Below are 17,730 nucleotides of genomic sequence, written 5' to 3' on the forward strand. Positions count from 1 at the left end.
CCATGACGACAGCAACGCGGGATCACCTCGGCCGCTCGATCATCGCCGTCACCGGCCTCGGCGTCGTTTCGGCGCTCGGGCGCGGCATCGAGGAAAACTGGGACAAGCTCACACGCGGCGTCTCCGGCATTCACCGGATCGAACGGTTCGACACCGATGGCCTGCGCACAACCATCTGCGGCTCCGTGGACTTCATGACGAGCCGCGAGACGAGCGCGGTCGATCTGTCCTACGCCATGGCCGAGGCGGCGGGGTCCGAGGCGGTTCTGATGGCCGGCCTTTCCGACGGCGACTTCGGCGGACCCCTGTTTCTCGCCGCGCCCCCCGTCGAGATGGAGTGGCGCTCGCGTCTCGCACTGGACAAGCAGGGCGGCGCGGAGCACGAGGAGGCGGGCTACGAACGGCTTCTCGATATCGCGCGGCGCAATCCCGATCTCGCCATCTATCATTCGACCCAGTGCAGCCGCATCTCCGAGATGCTGGCCGACCGGCTCGGCACCAGGGGCCTGCCGATCACCCTTTCCACCGCCTGCGCATCCGGCGCGAGCGCGATCCAGCTCGGCGTCGAGGCGATCCGGCGCGGCGAGACCACGCGCGCCATCTGCATCGGCACGGATGGCTCGATCAGCCAGGAATCGCTGATCCGCTTCTCCCTCCTGTCGGCGCTCTCGACCGCCAACGACGATCCGGCAGCGGCCTCCAAGCCCTTCTCGAAGGATCGCGACGGCTTCGTCATGGCCGAGGGGGCTGGCGCGCTCGTGCTCGAATCCCTCGAAAGCGCCCTGGAGCGCGGCGCGAAGGTGCACGGCCTGATCCTCGGCTGCGGCGAGCGCGCCGACGATTTTCACCGCACGCGCTCCAAGCCCGACGGCTCGCCCATCATTGCGACGATCCGGGCGGGGATCGAGGATGCGGGGCTGACGCCCGACGACATCGACTACATCAACGCGCACGGCACCTCCACGCCCGAGAACGACCGCATGGAGGCGATGGGGCTGTCCGCGGTCTTCGGCGAGGCGCTGAAGACGACGCCGATCTCCTCGAACAAGTCGATGATCGGCCATACGCTCACGGCGGCCGGTGCGATCGAGGCGGTCTTCTCGATCCTGTCGCTGCGCGAGGGCATTCTTCCACCGACGATCAATTACGCGGTGCCGGACCCCACGATCGAGCTCGACACCGTCGCGAACACGGCACGCAAGGCCGATATCCGCGCGGTGCTGTCGAACTCCTTCGGCTTCGGCGGACAGAATGCCTGCCTCGTCTTCGGCCGCGCGACCTGATACATCGCCGCCAGGAAACGACTGAACGATCAAGGCGGAACACCCATGCGCGCACTCCAGCTTGTCGGTGACAAGGATCTGAAAATCGTCGATCTGCCGGAACCCGAGGCCCCCGGTCCGGGTGAAGTGCGGGTCAGGGTCGCGACGGTCGCGCTCAACCATATCGACGTCTGGGGCTGGCGCGGCATGGCGTTCGCCAAGCGCAAGATGCCGCTGGTGATCGGTGCCGAAGCCTCCGGCGTCGTCACGGCGCTCGGCCAGGGCGTTTCCTCGGTCCTGCCCGGCCAGCTCGTATCGATCTACGGCGCGCGCACCTGCGGGCTCTGCAAGCCCTGCCGCGAGGGTCGCGACAATCTGTGCGAACATGTCTCCGGCGTTCACGGGTTTCATCTCGACGGGTTCGCGCAGGACTATGTGAACCTGCCGGCACGGCTCCTCGTCCCGGCCCCGCCCGGCTGCGACGCGGTCGGCGCAGCGCTGGCCCCGGTCACCTTCGGCACCGTCGAGCACATGCTGTTCGACAATGCGAGGCTCGAACCCGGCGAGACGATCCTGATCCATGCCGGCGGCTCGGGCATCGGCTCGGTCGCGATCCAGCTGGCCAAGAAGATCGGCTGCACGGTGATCACGACGGTCGGCTCGAACGACAAGATCGAGCGGGCGAAGGCGCTCGGCGCCGACCACGTCATCAATTACCGCGAAGACCGCTTCGAAGGCGTCACGCGCAAGCTCACCCGCAAGAAGGGCGTCGACGTCGTCTTCGAACATGTCGGCAAGGATACGTTCGCCGCCTCCATGCTGTGCATGAGGCGTGGCGGGCGGCTCGTCACCTGCGGCTCGACGTCGGGCGTTTCGACCGACATCAACCTGATGATGCTGTTCCAGCAGCAATTGAAGCTCTTCGGCTCGTTCGGCTGCCGCATGGAGAACATGGCGAACGCCATGCAGAAGATCGCGCGCGGCCTCGTCCACCCGGTCATCGATACCGAGGTCACGATGGACGAGATCGAAGTCGCGCTGCAGCGCATGGAGGGCCGCAAGGTTTTCGGCAAGGTCATTCTCAAGATGAGCGAGGCATGAGCCTTCAGCGTGCCGCGCGGATGAATCCGCGCCTCCTGAAGCTCGTCCTTCGCACCAAGCGCGTGACGGACTGGGTGACGGCGAAGGCCCTGTTCGCCGTCCTGTCGATCCTGCGGTTCCTGCCGCCCGAAAAGGGGCTCGAACTGGCGGACCGGTTCACGCGCACCCTCGGGCCGCTCACGCCGCGCCACAAGCTCGCCCTGCACAATCTGCGCCGCGCCTTTCCCGAAAAGGACGAGGCGTGGATCGAGAAGACCGCACGGGCCAATTGGGGCCATATGGGACGGCTTGCCGCCGAGTTCGTCTTCCTCGACGACCTGTTCGATTTCGACGTCGACAATCCGGATGCCGGCCGCGTCGAGGTGAAGGGCCAGGAAATCTTCGAGGATTTCAGCGAGCGCAAGGGCCCGTTCATCTTCTTCACCGGCCATACCGGCTCGTTCGAGCTCCTGCCGATCGGCGCGGCCGCCTACGGGTTCGAGTTCACCGCCCTCTTTCGCCAGCCCAACAATCGCTATGTCGCAGAACGCGTGCAGGCGGCCCGCAGAACCGCGGGGGGACACCTCGTTCCCTCGAAGGCAGGCGCGGCCTGGACGCTGGCCGGCATTCTGGACAAGGGCGGATCGGTCGGCATGCTGACGGACCAGAAGTTCAAGAAGGGCCAGAAGACGACGTTCTTCGGGCTGCCCTGCAAGACGAGCCCGCTCTTGCCAAAGCTTGCCCGACAATATGATGCGGAGGTCTATCCGGCGCGCTCGATCAGGCTCGAAAACGGGCGCTACCGTCTCGAACTGTTTCCGCCGATCACGCTGCCGCGCCGGGAGGACGGTGAGATCGACCTCAATGCCAGCTGCCAGGCGCTCAACGACATCGTCGAGGGCTGGGTGCGCGAATATCCCGAACAATGGATGTGGTTCCACGATCGCTGGAACCAGAAGAAACTGCTGCGTTGAGGCGGCGGACAACACGGGCTCCGGCCTCCACGACATCCGAACCACCCTATCGTGCGACCCGGCAACGTCCGAACCTTTGTCCCGGATCGTGTCCGGCGCTCCCGGCGCTGCCGCTCCAACACTGGGCCGGCCCCGGACTGACGGCCCGTCAGAACTGGAGCGGGTCCTCGACCCCGGGAAGGGTTGAAAACCCGTCCCGGCGCGCATCGCCGGAATTTTCCGGCGCGGTCTCGAAGTCCAGCGAAAGCTCCGGCGAGGTGGCGGCCGGAGGGGCCGGCCGTTCGGGCACGGGGGCGGGCTCCGGCGGGGCGGCGGGCCCATTGCCGCTTCCGCCTCGAACCGGAACCTCTCGCGGCGGCGAAGCCGGCCGGGCTGCGGCGGCTGCGGCAGTGGCGGCGGCGGCGGCGGCGGCGTTTCGCGCTTCGAGTTCCGCCTCGATCGCCTCTTGCCGGCGCGCCTCGTCGCGTCGCTCCATCCAGCGATAGAATCGCGTCTCCCGGCGCAGCCGCAGCGTTTCCTCGAGCCGTTCCTGCATTGCCTCGACGCGGGCCTGCTCGCGCTCCAGCGCGCGGACGGCGAGATAGTTGGCAAGCGCCATGTCGTTTCGCCGAAGCGCAGGCGCTCCGATCGGCCCCTCGAGCGCGTAGCGAACCTCCGCCTGCGCGCCTTCGACGCGTTCCTCGCCCGTCTCGATCGCGAGCGTCAGGTCGGCGTCCAGATCGAGCGTCGAAAGATCGATCCGGCCCGAAAGGGTCAGCGTGTTGCCGCCCGCCGAGACCGTGACGCCCGGCAGGATGACATCGCCGCCGCTGACCGAATACCGGCTCACGGCACGCGTGATGGGGAAACGGGCGCCTTCCGCGATCCGGGTGAACGCGGACGTCGTGTCCGTCTCCGCCGAAAAGCCTTCCGCGTCCGCGCCCGCCAGAAGCGCCGGCAACGGATCGGACGGAATGCCGGGAAGCGCCGCGCCGACGACCGTCGCCTCGCCGGCACCGGCGAGCGCTGCAACCAATCCCGCCGGCGATTGCGCCGTCGCATCAAGCCGTGCCGTCAGCGTCAGGTCGGACGCATCGCCGCTTGCGGCGAGCGCCGGGGCGAGCATCGCAAGGGCGATCTCGTCGGCCCTGAGATCGGCGCTGAAGCTTCCCAGGCCATCGAGATTGCGCAGGATCAGATCGCCGCTGATATCGCCGCCGAAAAGCTTGCCCGAAAGCGACGACAAAGCGAGATCGCGTGCCGAGCTTTCAAGGTGCGCGGACATTTCCCCGATCGCCGCCGTGCCGACGTCCATGCTATCGGCGCGCACCGCGAGCGATATCGGACGATCCGGCAGGAGCGACGTCCCGATCGGAGACGACGACCAGATCCCGCCGCCTTCGGCCAACGGGTCGACGCCGTAGACGAGCGAGGCCAGCCAGGGCAGCGACAGGCTGTCGGTTCGCAGCGTGCCGTCGATGCTGCCGTCCCCGGCGATCGACAGATCGCTCTGCAGCGCGTTGCCGCCGACGACGCCGGACAGATCGGCGATCGACCAGCCCGCGCCGTCGGAGGCGATGCTGGCCGTCAGATCGGCGTCGAGCTGCTGGCGGATCGCCTCGTCGAGACCGAAATCGAGGCCGAAGGCCGTGATCCAGGGGCCGAGGCTTCGGCTCGACAGGCGCACGCTGCTATCGAGATTATCGACACCGCTGTCGCTGAGGTCGAGAACGCCTTCGAAATCGGCATCCGTCTGCGGGCTGCGCAGCGTCGCGCTGATGACGGCGGGACCGCGCGCGGACGCGGACGCGGACGTTTCGATTTCGAGCGGTCCCTCGATTTCTCCGCCCCGCGCGGGAAGCCCGAGCTGGGCGAGGAGCGTTGCCGGCGCGTCGCTTTCCATGCGCAGTTCGAGGCCGACGCGCCCGCTGGTCTCGATCGCGCGGAAGCCGTTCTCGATCGCCGCGGAAAAATCGAGCCGGGTCGCGGCCGCCTGCCCGTCGAGTCGCAAAAGCAGCGTCGGGCTTCCGCTGCCTCGCTCGATCGATTCGATCTCGCCGGCCAGCCGCAACGGTGCGAGGCTTGCCGCACGCGATCGCAGGGCCTCGACGACGGGCGTGCCCGGCCTGATCTCATCGACGAACGCCAGGAATGCTTCCGGATCGTCGCTTGCAAGGGTCAGGTCGATCATGCCTTCCGTGTCGGCGCCAAGGCCTCGCAACTGGCCGGTCGCAGCGAAGGATGCGCCGGCCAGACCGCCGACCTCGAGTTTCGCCAGCGTCAGGACCGCCCCGTCGTAGAGAATGTCCGCATCCACGCTGTCCGCCTCGAATTTGCCGTAGCGCACGGGACCTGCCTTGAGCGCCACATCGTAACGCGTGACGCTCGTCAGGACATTGTCCGTACCCGTCGCCATCGCCCCGAGCGCGCGCAGGGCGTCGAGATCCAGGGCGCCCCCCGTGAGCCGTGCGGTCAGACGTCCGCCATCGGAATTCGGAACGCGCTCGATCAGTCCGGTCAAAGGGTCGCCGCCGAGATCGAGTTCAAGATCGCGGAATGTCTGGCGCTCCGCCGTCAGATCCACATTGGCGGACAGCCCCGCACGCTCGAGGGTGCGGATTTTCGGATCGATGGTCCCGGTCAGCCAGTCCGACAATCCGGATGGCTGGCGCGAGGCGACGAGCAGGCTGCCGGCATATCCGAGCGAGGGCTCGAGCCGCAGCTGGCCGTCGGCTTCCACGAGCGTCCGTCCGGGAAGTTCGGCGGTCAGATCTTCCAGCAGCCAGCCCTGCGGGCGGGGACGGGCGCGAAAGGCGAGCGCGCGGATCGTCGTGTCGCCGAACGTCACGACCGGCAGGGCAAGTTCGATCGTTCCGTCGATCGTCGGCTTCGGAACGTCGCTCAGCACGGATCGCAGCGTTTCCAGGCGCGCGGCGAGGCTCGCGGAGACATTCCCCCCGCTGCCGCCGCCGCCGGCCGGCGCGCCCGCACCGAGCGTGTCGACATCGAAGGTTTCGCCCTCGAGCACCAGACGGAAGGCCGGCGCGCCGCTCTGCAGCGTGATCTCGCCGCTTCCGGTCAGCACATAGGGCGCATCGCGTTCGCCGATCTCGACGCGCAGAACGTCGCTTCTGAGGCGGTCGCCGGTGATCGCGACCGTCCCCAGTGCCCGCAGCGGCGGCTTGGCGGGTGTCACCGCCGCTTGCGCGAGCGATCCGCGCAAGCCATCGAAAGCGTCGTCCGGCGCCGTTGCGGCGCCGTCGCCTGGACCGACGAGCGTGCCGAACCCGCCTGCGGGTTCGGATGCGTCCTCGTCCGCCACGACGATCGGCTGGGTGTAGCCGAGCTGCCCGTCGAACCGCGTCGAGCCATCGGCGCTGAGCAGCCGCCCGTCGAGATCGAGCTGGGCCGAGTAGCCTCGGCTCACCAGAGACAGGCGCAGGGCCGCCCCCTCTTCCGTGCCGGCTTCCCCGATCCCCAGGGTGAACGCCACGTCTTCGCCGGACAGGTCGAAGGTTCCCGCCCCTTCGACGGGCCCCGACAGGGATTGCGCGGACAGATCGGCATCAAGGTTCGTGAGCCGCGAGACGCCGGCGTCGACGATGCCCGACCCATCGGCGAACACGATCTCGCCATCGGTGATATCGACATCTTCGAGCACCACCTCGGCGCTCTCGGAGACGCGTGGGCTCGGAAGCGACAGGCCATCGGCGCCGATCCGCAGCACCGGATTGTCGAGGGCCATCGCGAAGATCCGGATTTCGCCGGAGAGATAGGGGGCGAGCTCGGCGTTCATCCGGAAGCCGCGAACGGTCAGGAACGGCGCCTCGCCGTTCGCGCCGGCGACGCTGACATCTTCGAAGGTGACGGAGGGAAACGGCAGGAGACGCGCCGATGCCGTGCCTTCGACGGTGACGTCGCGGCCGAGAATGCGGCTTGCCTCGCGCTCGAAATCGTCGCGATAGACGGACCAGTCGATGAAGAGCGGGGCGACGAGGGCTGCGCAGAGCGCAAGAACGAGAAGGCCGCCGAAAAGGACGAATGCTCTAACCAGCGTACCGCTCCCCTGTCCTGTCCGGCGATCGGCGCCGGCGCTTTGATCGCTCGCCCGCCCTTCGCGTTTCATCCGGCAATTTCGGGCGTCGCCGGATCCGCGGATCGCGACGGTCACAGGCCGGAACGCGCAAAGGCCTCGGCCATTGTGCAGGAGCTGCCGATGACAGCAAAGCCCCCTGCCGATCGCAGCGCCGTCACCTGCCCGCCAAAGGATCCACCCCGAGCCACGCTCCCGACATCAGAAGGCAGAAACGCCTGCGAAAGTCGATGCTGAATGCGCCACACCGGCGGTCCGAACACGCTCGATGGGCGTCGGGACGGGCTGTCCGGGCCGATGCACCGGACGAACGGCGGAACCCCCGTGACGGGTTCGCGACATGACGGTGTTGCCGGTGCTTGCCGAACTGCACGTCATCGATCCGACGGAAGGGGTGCCCGGCACGCAAAACCTTGATCCGGGCACGCGGCCTTGCCGTCATCTCCGGTTTTAGTTCGAGATAGTTACCGTCGGGTTAGGAGAACGGACCGATCGGCACAAATCTTTCGGGAACCGGACGATTATCCGAGGCGATCGGCATTGGACTGGAGCCGGTCCAGAACGGGCTTCAGCGCCGAAGCGGTCAGGTCGCCGAAACCGCCGAAATAGTCTGCAATCGCGAATCGGCCTTCGAGGGTGGCGGCCTGAAGGGCAAGGACGGACGCGGTCCACTGCGCCTGGAATGCGATGGTGCCCTCGACGACGGCATCCACCTTCTCCGACATGGCAAGGCGTGTCTCCTCCCGCTCGAGCGGAGAATAGATGCCGGTCTCGGAAATCAGCATCGGAATGCGAGCGGCGAGCACGAAAGGCGTCAGTTGGCAAAGGGTCATCAGGCTCGAAAGGCTCGTGACCGGGTCGAGGCCCGGTTCCGAACCGTCCGAACCGTCCGAACCGTCGCGGAGCGCCGCGGTCGGCGCGTCGAATGGCTCGATGTCGTCCTGATCACGCATGGTTTGAAACTCCTCGCTTCGAATAGTTCGCCCTGCCCGGCCCTGAAATCGGGCCAGGCCGAAAGCAGGCTCGGTCCATTGAACGGGTTCGATCGAGCCGGCCGCCATGGGTTCGAGAACCCATAAAGGTTTTGGCCGACATCCATCTGTCGAAACAGCGATTCCATTTCATGGTGCAGTGCACAATAACAGGCTCGCCACAGGCTGTGAACCCGTTCGTCCGCTGGCCGACCCGGCAACGATCCGCATAAGGTTCGCCGATCCGCACACATGCGACGCTCATGCCGATCGGCCGGCATTCGCCGCGTGAGCCGCGCCGAGATCGAAGAGAACGTGGCCGGTTCCGGAAAAGCGGTCTTCGCGGCTTTCGCGGCAGGCTCGCGACCCGATCAGTTCTCCCGCTTCGCCAGCCATTCGAGCATCTGCTCGATCTCGACACCCTGCGAGGCGATCACGTCTTGCGCCAGGCGGCGTGCGAACGGGTCCTTGCCGTATTCCAGTACGACCTCGGCCATGGCGACGGCGCTCCGGTGGTGGGGGATCATGCCGCAGACGAAGGCGACATCGGGATCGTCCACCCGAAGCCCCTGCATCATGGCTTCGTGCGTCCCACCCATCGCGTCCACATAGGCACGACCGGCCTCGCTTTCGGGCTCGGCCGGGGTCATCATATCGCCCATGCTGCCCATGCCGCCCTGGGCGCCACCGGCGCTTGTGGATGCGCCCTGGCAGGCCTCAGGAAGGTCCGTCGCCGCTCGCGGCTTCGGCGATGCACCGGCGGACATGCCGTGCCCCGCCGCGCCATGGTTCATTCCATGGCCGTCCTGCGCATGGGCAAGGGGCACCGAGGCGAGGCAGACGAGGCCGGCGGACAGGAGAGTGCGTCGAAGTCTGGTCATGATGGTCTTCCGGGTCGAGGCAATGAAGATGACGGCGGGAGCCGTCCCTTTGGGGAACGTGCAAGAGAGGATGATCGCCCAGCTGGGGCAAAACCATGGCTTGCGACATCGCGTCGCCGTGGCCGCATCGCTGGTACTGCCAGCGTTACCGCGGGCAGCATCTAGTGCGAGACGGTCGCCTCGTCGTCCCGGCGATCCGCCAGATCCATGTCGCGCCGCGACCGCTTCTGGAATTCGCGCCATGAAAAGGGAATCGAACAGAAATAGGCGATGGTCGACAGTGTCAGCGTCTCCCAGAAGAAGCTGATGAGGGTCGCGATGTAGAGAACGGCGACGAGAATGATGGGGATCGCGTAGCTCCGTGGAATGCGAAGCCCGGCGCCCTTGCCCGACCAAGTGGGAATGCGGCTCGACATCAAAAGCCCGACGAAGACGAGATAGACCGCCGAAACGCCGGCGGTGAACTCGGGAACGCCGAGGTCGGGACCGATGAAACCGACATACATGGGCAGAAGCGCAAGCCCCGCCCCTGCGGGCGCCGGAACGCCGACGAAGAACGCGCCATGCCATTTCGGCCGGTTCGGATCGTCGAGCATGGTGTTGAAGCGCGCAAGGCGCAGGGCGCAGCCGGAGGTGAACAGCAGGGCGCAGATCCAGCCGAACGAGCCTGCATCGTTCAGAATGTAGCTGTAGAGGATGAGGCCGGGCGCAAGGCCGAAATTGACGATGTCGGCAAGCGAATCCATCTCCGCACCGAACCGGCTCTGGCCCTTCAGCAGCCGGGCGATCCGTCCGTCGATGCCGTCGAGCAGCGCGGCGCCCAGAATCATGGCCACGGCAAGTTCGTAGCGCCCCTCGAAGCCGAGGCGCACCCCGGTCATGCCGGCGCAGATCGCCAGGATGGTGACGAGGTTCGGCACGATCTGGCGGAACGGAATGCGCCGTGCGCTCCGGCCCCCATTGTCGTCCGGCTCGCCCGGCGCGAAGGGTGGGAAGAAGTCCTCGACCGACATCAGGCGCGCCTCGCGCCGTAGGTCGTGCGATCGGATCCGAATTCGGCCAGCACCGTCTCGCCGGCAAGGGCCCGCTGGCCTTCGGCGACACGCGGGACGAAGCCGTCCGGACAGTAGATGTCGAGACGCGAGCCGAAGCGGATGAGACCGAAGCGCTCACCGGTCTCGAGCCGGTCGCCCGGCTTCGACCAGCAGATGATGCGGCGCGCGACCAGTCCGGCGATCTGCGAGATGCCGACCGCTCCATGGGCGCTTTCGATGACGAGCGAGTTGCGCTCGTTCACCTCGCTCGCCTTGTCGAGTTCGGCATTCTTGAACGCGCCCTTGCGGTAGACCAGGCGGCGGACCGGGCCTGCCACCGGCGCGCGGTTCACATGGCAGTCGAACACGTTCATGAAGACGGAAATGCGCAGCATTTCGGCCTGGCCGAGTTCGAGTTCGGACGGGGGAACCATCCGGCCGACCAGCGAGACGTGACCGTCCGCGGGGCTGACCACGATATCGTCGGAGATCGGCGTCACGCGCACGGGATCGCGGAAGAAATAGGCGCACCAGGCGGTCAGGACGAGCCCGAGCCAGAAGAGCGGCTCCCACAACAGACCGATCACGATCGAAATGGCGAAGAAGATCGCGATGAGAGGCCAGCCCGCACGATGGATGGGAACGAGGGCGTTTCGGATGGAATCGATAATGTGCAAGGTCGAGATGCCGTGGTTTCGGTTGAAAGACGCTTTCGCCAACATAAGCCGCTTGCCGGCAATATTCAGCCCCGACGGCGCGCGGGTCGGGCGAAAAGCACGATGGCACGACGTTTTTTCCCTCCGCGCCCGCACGATGAGACGGGTGGGTGCACGGCGGCACGGACGGCCCGGGCACCCCATAACACTTGAGAAAACCACGCGTTCGGCAAGCGTGCGTGCAGGCTTGTCGTGATGCAACGTTGGCGATAAGACCAAAGTCAAGAGCCGTTCCGAAAAATTGATAAAATTGTCTTAATCGATCATGAAAACGAAAATTCTCGGTATCATCGTTGCGTTCTTCATGATCATCGGCGCCATCGTCGCCGGTTACTGGGATATGCTTGGCAGCGAACGGGCGGGCCTGAAGACGATCGCCCAAAAAGCGCTCGACCGCTTCTCCGCATCCGACGAACGGACCGCCGAGGATCCGGCAGGCATTGCAGGCGAGGAACGTCCCTCGGCCGTCGCGCCGACGGACGTGCAAGAGCGAGCCGGGAAGGCAGAACCGGCCGCTTCGGCAGGCGGAGGCACGCTTGCAACGACCGATGCGGCGGCCCCTGCCGAATCGGAGGGCGATGCGCCGTCCAAGGCCGGCGCGGACGGCGCGGCCGCGCCCACGGATGCTGTGGACGAGAACCCGGCGCCCGCCGACCCGCCCGCTTCGCCGGACACCGGCAAGGCACCGGAGAACGGTTCGGACGAGGCGCGCCGGACCACAGCGAACGAGCCAGCCGCATCGACGCCAGCTCCATCGCCGTCGGCCGAGCGAACGCAACCGGCCGAAGCGGGCCTCGCAGGCGAGACCCCGTCGAACCCGTCTTCGTCCGACGACCGGATGGCGCCCACCGATCCGGCTGCCGAGACGAGCCCGGCAGCGTCATCGCCCCCGTCCGATCGATCCGACGCGCCGCCACCCGTCGACGCGCTGCGCTTCGACGTGTTGCGCGTCGAGCCGGACGGCTCGATGGTGGTTGCCGGAAACGGCCCGGCGAACACGACGATCTTTCTGGAGGATTCCGGCGAACGCATCGGCTCCGACACATCGAGCGCGGCCGGCGATTTCGTGGTGATCCTGGCGGAAGGGCTTTCTGTCGGGCCGCATGCGATCAAGCTCGTCGCCGAGAGCGCGGACGGCACGCGGACGGTTTCGGCGGAGACCGCCATCATCGACGTGCCGGACCGGGGAGAGGAGGAACAACTGCTCGCCCTCGTCGAGACCCCGGACCGGCCGTCGCGACTGATCGAGATTCCGGCGACGGACGCGGGCGGCACGCCAAGCTCGCGCCCGGGCGCCCCGTCGGACGCCGCCGGATCCGAAGGCGAAGTCTCGCGGCCTTCCGAAGCCGGATCAAGCGGCACGGCGACCGACACCGCCGGATCGCAGCCGAGCACCGGTGCGCCCGCCTCCGCGAACGCCGAGAGTGGCGGGAGGCCGTCCTCGAGCGAAGGTTCGGACACGGTTCTCCTTCCGCGCGCCCCCTCCTCGACCCCGGCGGCAGCGCCTGCGGCGGACGCGACGACCTTGCGCGTCGAAGCCATCGAGATCGAGGGGGACCGCATCTTCATCGCCGGGGCCGCACCCGCGGGAGCGGGCATCCGCATCTATCTCGACAACGAACCCCTCGCCGACGCACGGGCGGACGGCGCCGGCCGGTTCCTGATCGAGGCGCGGAGCGACATCGCGGTCGGCGAACATACGGTCCGGGTCGATCAGCTCGGACGGGACGGCGCCGTCTCCTCCCGGGTGGCCGTGCCTTTCCTGAGACCCGATACGGGCTCCATGTCGGCGATCTCCCCATCGCTGGATCTGCCGGAGGACGGCGGCGAAACCGAAGGCGACGAGACGTCCGGTTCGGTAGCGGACAATGCTGGCAGCGGATCGCAGTCGTCGGTCGCCGATGCGGGCGCCTCCGCCTCGACCGGGAAGATTCGGACGGCCAGGCCAGCGACCGGCACTGAGACGGCCTCGTCGCCGGCCGGCTCCGTTCGCGACGATGTTTCGGACGCAGAAGGAAACAATACGGGCGCGAACGCGGCCGGCGATCGGATCGCCGATACGGGCGCGAACGACGCGGTATCGGCAGCTGAAACGGAACCTACGCTGTCGGGCGACGCCCCGGCGCAAGGCTCGCTCGACACACGGTCCGAGCAAGATCCCGCAGCCGCGAACGGCTCCCCGCCGCGCGATGGTCCGGCCATCGACAGCGCCGGACCGGTCGAGAGCGAAGGCCGGACCGCGCCGAACGAAGCCGCCGGGAGCACGCCTTCCAGCGCCCGGAGCCTGGCCGCAACGGAGACCGGAGCCGGCGCTTCCGGGACCGCCGGCACCACCGGGCCTTCATCGTCGTTGGACGACCGTGCAAGCCAAATTCGCGACGACGGCGCGCCGTCGGCATCGTCCGAAACCGCGAGCGCGGATCGGCGCGATGCATCCGTGCCAACCCGCCTCCAGGCGCCGCTGCGGGGACGCGAGGGCCGCGTTCTCATTCGCAAGGGCGACACGCTGTGGCGGATATCGCGCGAGACTTACGGCCGAGGCACGCGCTACACGGTGATCTATCTCGCCAATGGCGACCAGATCCGCGACCCCGACCGGATCTATCCCGGGCAGATCTTCCGCATGCCCTCCAAGTCGCGGGTCGAGGCCCTGGAATCGTCCGCGGAGGAAGCGACTTCGCGCTGATCGCCATCCCGCGTGCAAACGGCCACCAGGGCGGTCGACGTCCCTTGAATTCGGTCTCTGCCCTGGCGACAGCCTACCGGACGCGGCGGATTTGCGCCTTTGCGCCGATTCCCGAACATGCGATAGACGCCCTGTTCGCCTTTCCCCGACAATCAGAGATCGAGCAGCCGATTGCCCCCTGAAACACGGACAGTCTCCGGCGATCGCGGAGCGACGCTGTCGACCATCAAGAATCTCTGGCCGTACATGTGGCCGGACGACCGTCCCGACCTGAAACGTCGCGTCGTCGTCGCCGGCCTGTTTCTCGTGGCCGCCAAGCTCCTGACGGTCGGCGTTCCCTATTTCTACAAATGGGCGACCGACGCCCTCGACGGGACCAATTCGGCGCATGACTGGTTGCCGATCATCCTTGCCGGCGCCGTCACGCTTGTGGTCGCCTACAATGTCGCGCGGGTCATCGCGGTCGGCCTCAACCAGGCGCGGGACGCCCTGTTCGCCAGCGTCGGGCAATATGCGGTGCGACGCCTCGCCTACCGCACCTTCGTCCACATGCACCGCCTGTCGCTGCGCTTCCATCTGGAGCGGCGCACGGGCGGCCTGTCCCGCATCATCGACCGGGGCACCAAGGGCATCGAGGCGATCGTGCGCTATACGATCCTCAATACGATCCCGACGATCCTGGAATTCGCCCTCGTCGCCCTGATCTTCGGCTTCACCTACGGCACGGCCTACATCGCCATCATCGCGGCGACGATCGGCCTCTACGCCTGGTTCACCATCAAGGCGAGTGACTGGCGCATCGCCATTCGCCGGGCGATGAACGATTCCGATACCGAAGCCAGCACCAAGGCGATCGATTCGCTCCTGAACTTCGAGACGGTCAAATATTTCGGCAACGAGGAGATGGAAGCCCGTCGTTTCGACGAATCCATGGCGCGTTACGAGGTCGCCGCGACCCGCATCTGGACCTCGCTCGGCTGGCTGAACTTCGGCCAGGGGGTCATCTTCGGGGTCGGCATGGGCGCGGTCATGGTCCTGTCGGCGCTCGAGGTGCGCGCCGGCACCCAGACGCTCGGCGACTTCGTCTTCATCAACGCCATGCTGATGCAGCTTTCGATTCCGCTGAACTTCATCGGCTCGATCTATCGCGAGATCCGCCAGGGCCTGACCGATATCGAGGCGATGTTCGATCTCCTGTCCGTCTCGGCCGAAGTCGAGGACAGGCCCGGCGCGCAGCCCCTCACGGTGACGCAGGGGACGATCCGCTTCGAGGATGTCCGGTTCGGCTACGATCCCGACCGCCAGATTCTGAAGGGCATTTCCTTCGAAGTGCCGGCGGGCCGGTCCATCGCCATTGTCGGCCCGTCCGGCGCGGGGAAATCCACCATCTCCCGGCTCCTGTTCCGCTTCTACGATGTGGGTTCGGGCCGCATCACGATCGATGGCCAGGACATTTCCCGCGTGACGCAGAAGAGTGTCCGGTCGGTCATCGGCATCGTCCCGCAGGATACGGTCCTGTTCAACGACACCATCGCCTACAATATCCGCTACGGCCGCATCGATGCGAGCGAGGCCGAGGTCCAGCGGGCCGCGGACCTTGCCCAGATCGGCGATTTCATCAAATCGCTTCCGCACGGCTTCCAGTCGATGGTCGGCGAGCGCGGGCTCAAGCTGTCCGGCGGCGAGAAGCAGCGCGTCGCCGTCGCGCGCACCATCCTGAAGGCGCCGCCTATCCTGGTTCTCGACGAGGCGACCAGCGCGCTCGACACCCACACCGAGAAGGACATCCAGTCCGCCCTCGACCTCGTATCGAAAAACCGAACGACGCTCACCATCGCCCATCGGCTGTCGACCGTGATCTCGGCCGACGAGATCATCGTCCTGAAGGCGGGCGTCATCGTCGAGCGCGGCAGCCATGCCGATCTTCTCGGCCAGAACGGGCTCTATGCCGAGATGTGGACGATGCAGCGCGAGGCGACGGAAGCCGAAGAGGCGCTCCGGCGCGCCCGAGAGGCCGATGCTCTCGGCGTGATCGAACGGAAACCCGCCCCGGCAAGGTGACGGCCATGCCTGCCCGGCGGCATGTCCGCTCCGCTCCCAAGCGTTGCGGCGGCGTGCCTGCCGGGTTATCGAGTGTTCGAACCCTTTTCGAGGAATCGACGCCGCGCCGAACCGATCGGCCGCTCTCGCCTTCGACCGCAGATGATCCATGGGAGGTCATGAGACCCGTGCCGCAAAGGCTCAACAGTGCCGACGCCGATTTCGAAACGCGCTTCCGTGCGCTTCTCGATGGGAAACGCGACGCATCGACCGATGTCAGCGACCGGGTCCGTGAGATCATCGCCGACGTGCGCGCGCGCGGCGACGACGCCCTCGTCGCACTGACGAAGGCGCTCGATTCGCTCGATGTCGCCGATGCGGGCGCGCTTCGGGTCGATCCGGCCGTGATCGCACGCGCGTGGGACGAAGCCGATCCGGTGACGCGCGAGGCCCTGCAGACGGCGCACGACCGGATCACGTCGCACCACCGACGCCAGGTGCCGAAGGACGATCACTACACGGACGGCATCGGGGTGGAACTGGGCAGCCGCTGGACTGCGGTCGAATCGGTCGGCCTCTACGTGCCCGGCGGCACGGCGAGCTATCCCTCCTCCGTCCTCATGAACGCGGTGCCGGCCAAGGTCGCCGGCGTGAAGCGCATCGTCATGGTGGCGCCGGCCAGACAGGGCATTCTCAACCCGCTCGTCCTGGCGGCGGCCCATCTGGCCGGCATCGACGAAATCTACACGATCGGCGGCGCGCAGGCCGTCGCGGCGCTCGCCTACGGCACGACGTCCATCGCCCCGGTCGTCAAGATCGTCGGCCCCGGCAACGCCTACGTCGCCGAAGCCAAGCGCCAGGTCTTCGGCCGCGTCGGGATCGACATGATCGCCGGCCCTTCGGAGATCCTCGTCATCGCCGATGCGGACAACGATCCGGCCTGGATCGCCGCCGACCTGTTGAGCCAGGCCGAGCACGACCCGTCCGCCCAGTCGATCCTCATCACCGAGAGCGAGGCTTTCGCCGACGCGGTGGAAACGGAAGTGGAGCGCCAGCTGCAAAGCCTGCCGCGCGTTGAGACGGCGCGGGCAAGCTGGCAGGATCATGGCGCGGTCATCACCGTGGGCTCCCTCGAAGACGAGGCGCCGGCCCTTACCGACAGGATCGCGCCCGAGCATCTCGAAATCGCGACCGAAGCGCCGGAAACCATCTCCGAGCGGATCTCGAACGCCGGCGCCATCTTCCTCGGCCGCCATACGCCGGAGGTCATCGGGGACTATGTCGGCGGCTCGAACCATGTCCTGCCGACATCGCGGTCGGCGCGGTTCTCGTCGGGCCTGTCGGTGCTCGACTTCGTCAAGCGGACGTCGATCCTCAAGCTCGGGCCCGAACAGCTCAAGGCGCTCGCGCCGGCGGCGATGGAACTGGCGCGGGTCGAAAGCCTCGACGCCCATGGCCGGTCGGTGGGCATACGCGTGAACCTTGCGGAGGCAAGAGAGCGATAATGGCAGACGACACTTTCGGCCGGCTGATCGATATCGAACTCGATGAAAGCATCGGGCGCACCACGCCGGACATCGAGCACGAACGCAATGTCGCGATCTTCGATCTCATCGAGGAGAACCGGTTCGACCCGGACGGGGCGCCGGACGGCGGCCGGTTCAGGCTCAAGCTCGCCATCGCCGACAAGCGTCTGGTGTTCGACATCCGCGACGAAGGCGGTGAGAAGCTCGTCACGCACATCCTGTCCCTGACCCCGTTCCGAAGGGTGATCAAGGACTATTTCATGATCTGCGACAGCTATTACGAAGCCATCCGGTCGTCGACGCCCCAGCAGATCGAGGCGATCGACATGGGGCGGCGGGGCATCCACAATGACGGGTCGGAGACCTTGATGGAGCGGCTGAAGGGCAAGATCGAGATCGACAAGGACACGGCACGCCGGCTGTTCACCCTGATCTGCGCCTTGCAGCGCCGGACCTGACGCGCCTGCGCTGCGCCCATTCCGGCAGGC

Annotated in this window: 12 protein-coding genes; 7 read left to right on the forward strand and 5 right to left on the reverse strand. The window is 66.9% G+C overall.

The window, feature by feature from the left end; genetic code table 11:
• Positions 1-2 precede the first annotated feature (2 nt).
• Genes U0C82_RS12305 through U0C82_RS12315 form a run of 3 tightly spaced genes read left to right on the forward strand, consistent with a single transcriptional unit; the run spans position 3 to position 3,316 of the window.
• Positions 3-1,283, forward strand: coding sequence for a beta-ketoacyl-ACP synthase (locus U0C82_RS12305; RefSeq protein ID WP_322187461.1), 1,281 nt, complete (start codon positions 3-5; stop codon positions 1,281-1,283).
• 45 nt (positions 1,284-1,328) lie between these two features.
• Entirely contained in the window at positions 1,329-2,363 is a 1,035-nt protein-coding gene (locus U0C82_RS12310; protein ID WP_322187462.1) for a zinc-binding dehydrogenase, read from the forward strand.
• A 20-nt stretch (positions 2,364-2,383) separates the two neighbouring features.
• Complete coding sequence (locus tag U0C82_RS12315; RefSeq protein WP_322187829.1) at positions 2,384-3,316, forward strand: lipid A biosynthesis lauroyl acyltransferase; 933 nt, start codon at positions 2,384-2,386, stop codon at positions 3,314-3,316.
• 148 nt (positions 3,317-3,464) lie between these two features.
• Here the strand turns inward: U0C82_RS12315 and U0C82_RS12320 are convergent, their stop codons facing one another.
• From U0C82_RS12320 to U0C82_RS12340, 5 genes are all read right to left on the reverse strand, one after another.
• On the reverse strand, positions 3,465-7,421 hold the full coding sequence (locus U0C82_RS12320; RefSeq protein ID WP_322187463.1) for an AsmA family protein: 3,957 nt from the start codon (positions 7,419-7,421) through the stop codon (positions 3,465-3,467).
• A 488-nt stretch (positions 7,422-7,909) separates the two neighbouring features.
• Entirely contained in the window at positions 7,910-8,341 is a 432-nt protein-coding gene (locus U0C82_RS12325; RefSeq protein ID WP_322187464.1) for a hypothetical protein, read from the reverse strand.
• Between the two features lie 389 nt (positions 8,342-8,730).
• Positions 8,731-9,240 carry a CopM family metallochaperone gene (copM, locus tag U0C82_RS12330; protein WP_322187465.1) on the reverse strand — a complete coding sequence of 170 codons (510 nt, stop codon included), beginning with the start codon at positions 9,238-9,240 and terminating at the stop codon, positions 8,731-8,733.
• A gap of 161 nt (positions 9,241-9,401) precedes the next feature.
• Entirely contained in the window at positions 9,402-10,253 is an 852-nt protein-coding gene (locus U0C82_RS12335) for a CDP-alcohol phosphatidyltransferase family protein (RefSeq protein ID WP_322187466.1), read from the reverse strand.
• Positions 10,253-10,951, reverse strand: coding sequence for a phosphatidylserine decarboxylase (locus tag U0C82_RS12340; RefSeq protein WP_322187467.1), 699 nt, complete (start codon positions 10,949-10,951; stop codon positions 10,253-10,255). Before U0C82_RS12340 ends, U0C82_RS12335 begins: the two co-directional genes overlap by 1 nt.
• A gap of 304 nt (positions 10,952-11,255) precedes the next feature.
• Here U0C82_RS12340 and U0C82_RS12345 point away from each other — a divergent pair, with 304 nt between their 5' ends.
• The 4 genes from U0C82_RS12345 (at position 11,256) to U0C82_RS12360 (ending at position 17,700) form a co-directional block, all read left to right on the forward strand.
• Positions 11,256-13,676, forward strand: a complete 2,421-nt coding sequence (locus U0C82_RS12345) for a LysM peptidoglycan-binding domain-containing protein (RefSeq protein WP_322187468.1) — start codon at positions 11,256-11,258, stop codon at positions 13,674-13,676.
• 171 nt (positions 13,677-13,847) lie between these two features.
• Complete coding sequence (locus U0C82_RS12350; RefSeq protein WP_322187469.1) at positions 13,848-15,737, forward strand: ABCB family ABC transporter ATP-binding protein/permease; 1,890 nt, start codon at positions 13,848-13,850, stop codon at positions 15,735-15,737.
• A gap of 158 nt (positions 15,738-15,895) precedes the next feature.
• Positions 15,896-17,221: a histidinol dehydrogenase gene (gene hisD, locus U0C82_RS12355; protein WP_322187470.1), complete on the forward strand. Its 1,326-nt coding sequence runs from the start codon at positions 15,896-15,898 to the stop codon at positions 17,219-17,221.
• Positions 17,221-17,700: a UPF0262 family protein gene (locus tag U0C82_RS12360; protein WP_322187471.1), complete on the forward strand. Its 480-nt coding sequence runs from the start codon at positions 17,221-17,223 to the stop codon at positions 17,698-17,700. The genes hisD and U0C82_RS12360 overlap by 1 nt, the downstream gene beginning before the upstream one ends.
• Positions 17,701-17,730 lie beyond the last annotated feature (30 nt).

Origin of the sequence: Fulvimarina uroteuthidis, assembly GCF_034321785.1 — a bacterium.
Classification (GTDB): Bacteria; Pseudomonadota; Alphaproteobacteria; order Rhizobiales; family Rhizobiaceae; genus Fulvimarina; species Fulvimarina uroteuthidis.

What these genes read in the sequence shown, in the direction of transcription:
- U0C82_RS12305 (WP_322187461.1), top strand. Translation starts at nt 3, where the DNA reads ATGACGACAGCAACGCGGGATCACCTCGGCCGCTCGATCATCGCCGTC.
- U0C82_RS12310 (WP_322187462.1), top strand. Translation starts at nt 1,329, where the DNA reads ATGCGCGCACTCCAGCTTGTCGGTGACAAGGATCTGAAAATCGTCGAT.
- U0C82_RS12315 (WP_322187829.1), top strand. Translation starts at nt 2,384, where the DNA reads ATGAATCCGCGCCTCCTGAAGCTCGTCCTTCGCACCAAGCGCGTGACG.
- U0C82_RS12320 (WP_322187463.1), bottom strand. Translation starts at nt 7,421, where the DNA reads ATGAAACGCGAAGGGCGGGCGAGCGATCAAAGCGCCGGCGCCGATCGC.
- U0C82_RS12325 (WP_322187464.1), bottom strand. Translation starts at nt 8,341, where the DNA reads ATGCGTGATCAGGACGACATCGAGCCATTCGACGCGCCGACCGCGGCG.
- copM (WP_322187465.1), bottom strand. Translation starts at nt 9,240, where the DNA reads ATGACCAGACTTCGACGCACTCTCCTGTCCGCCGGCCTCGTCTGCCTC.
- U0C82_RS12335 (WP_322187466.1), bottom strand. Translation starts at nt 10,253, where the DNA reads ATGTCGGTCGAGGACTTCTTCCCACCCTTCGCGCCGGGCGAGCCGGAC.
- U0C82_RS12345 (WP_322187468.1), top strand. Translation starts at nt 11,256, where the DNA reads ATGAAAACGAAAATTCTCGGTATCATCGTTGCGTTCTTCATGATCATC.
- hisD (WP_322187470.1), top strand. Translation starts at nt 15,896, where the DNA reads ATGAGACCCGTGCCGCAAAGGCTCAACAGTGCCGACGCCGATTTCGAA.
- U0C82_RS12360 (WP_322187471.1), top strand. Translation starts at nt 17,221, where the DNA reads ATGGCAGACGACACTTTCGGCCGGCTGATCGATATCGAACTCGATGAA.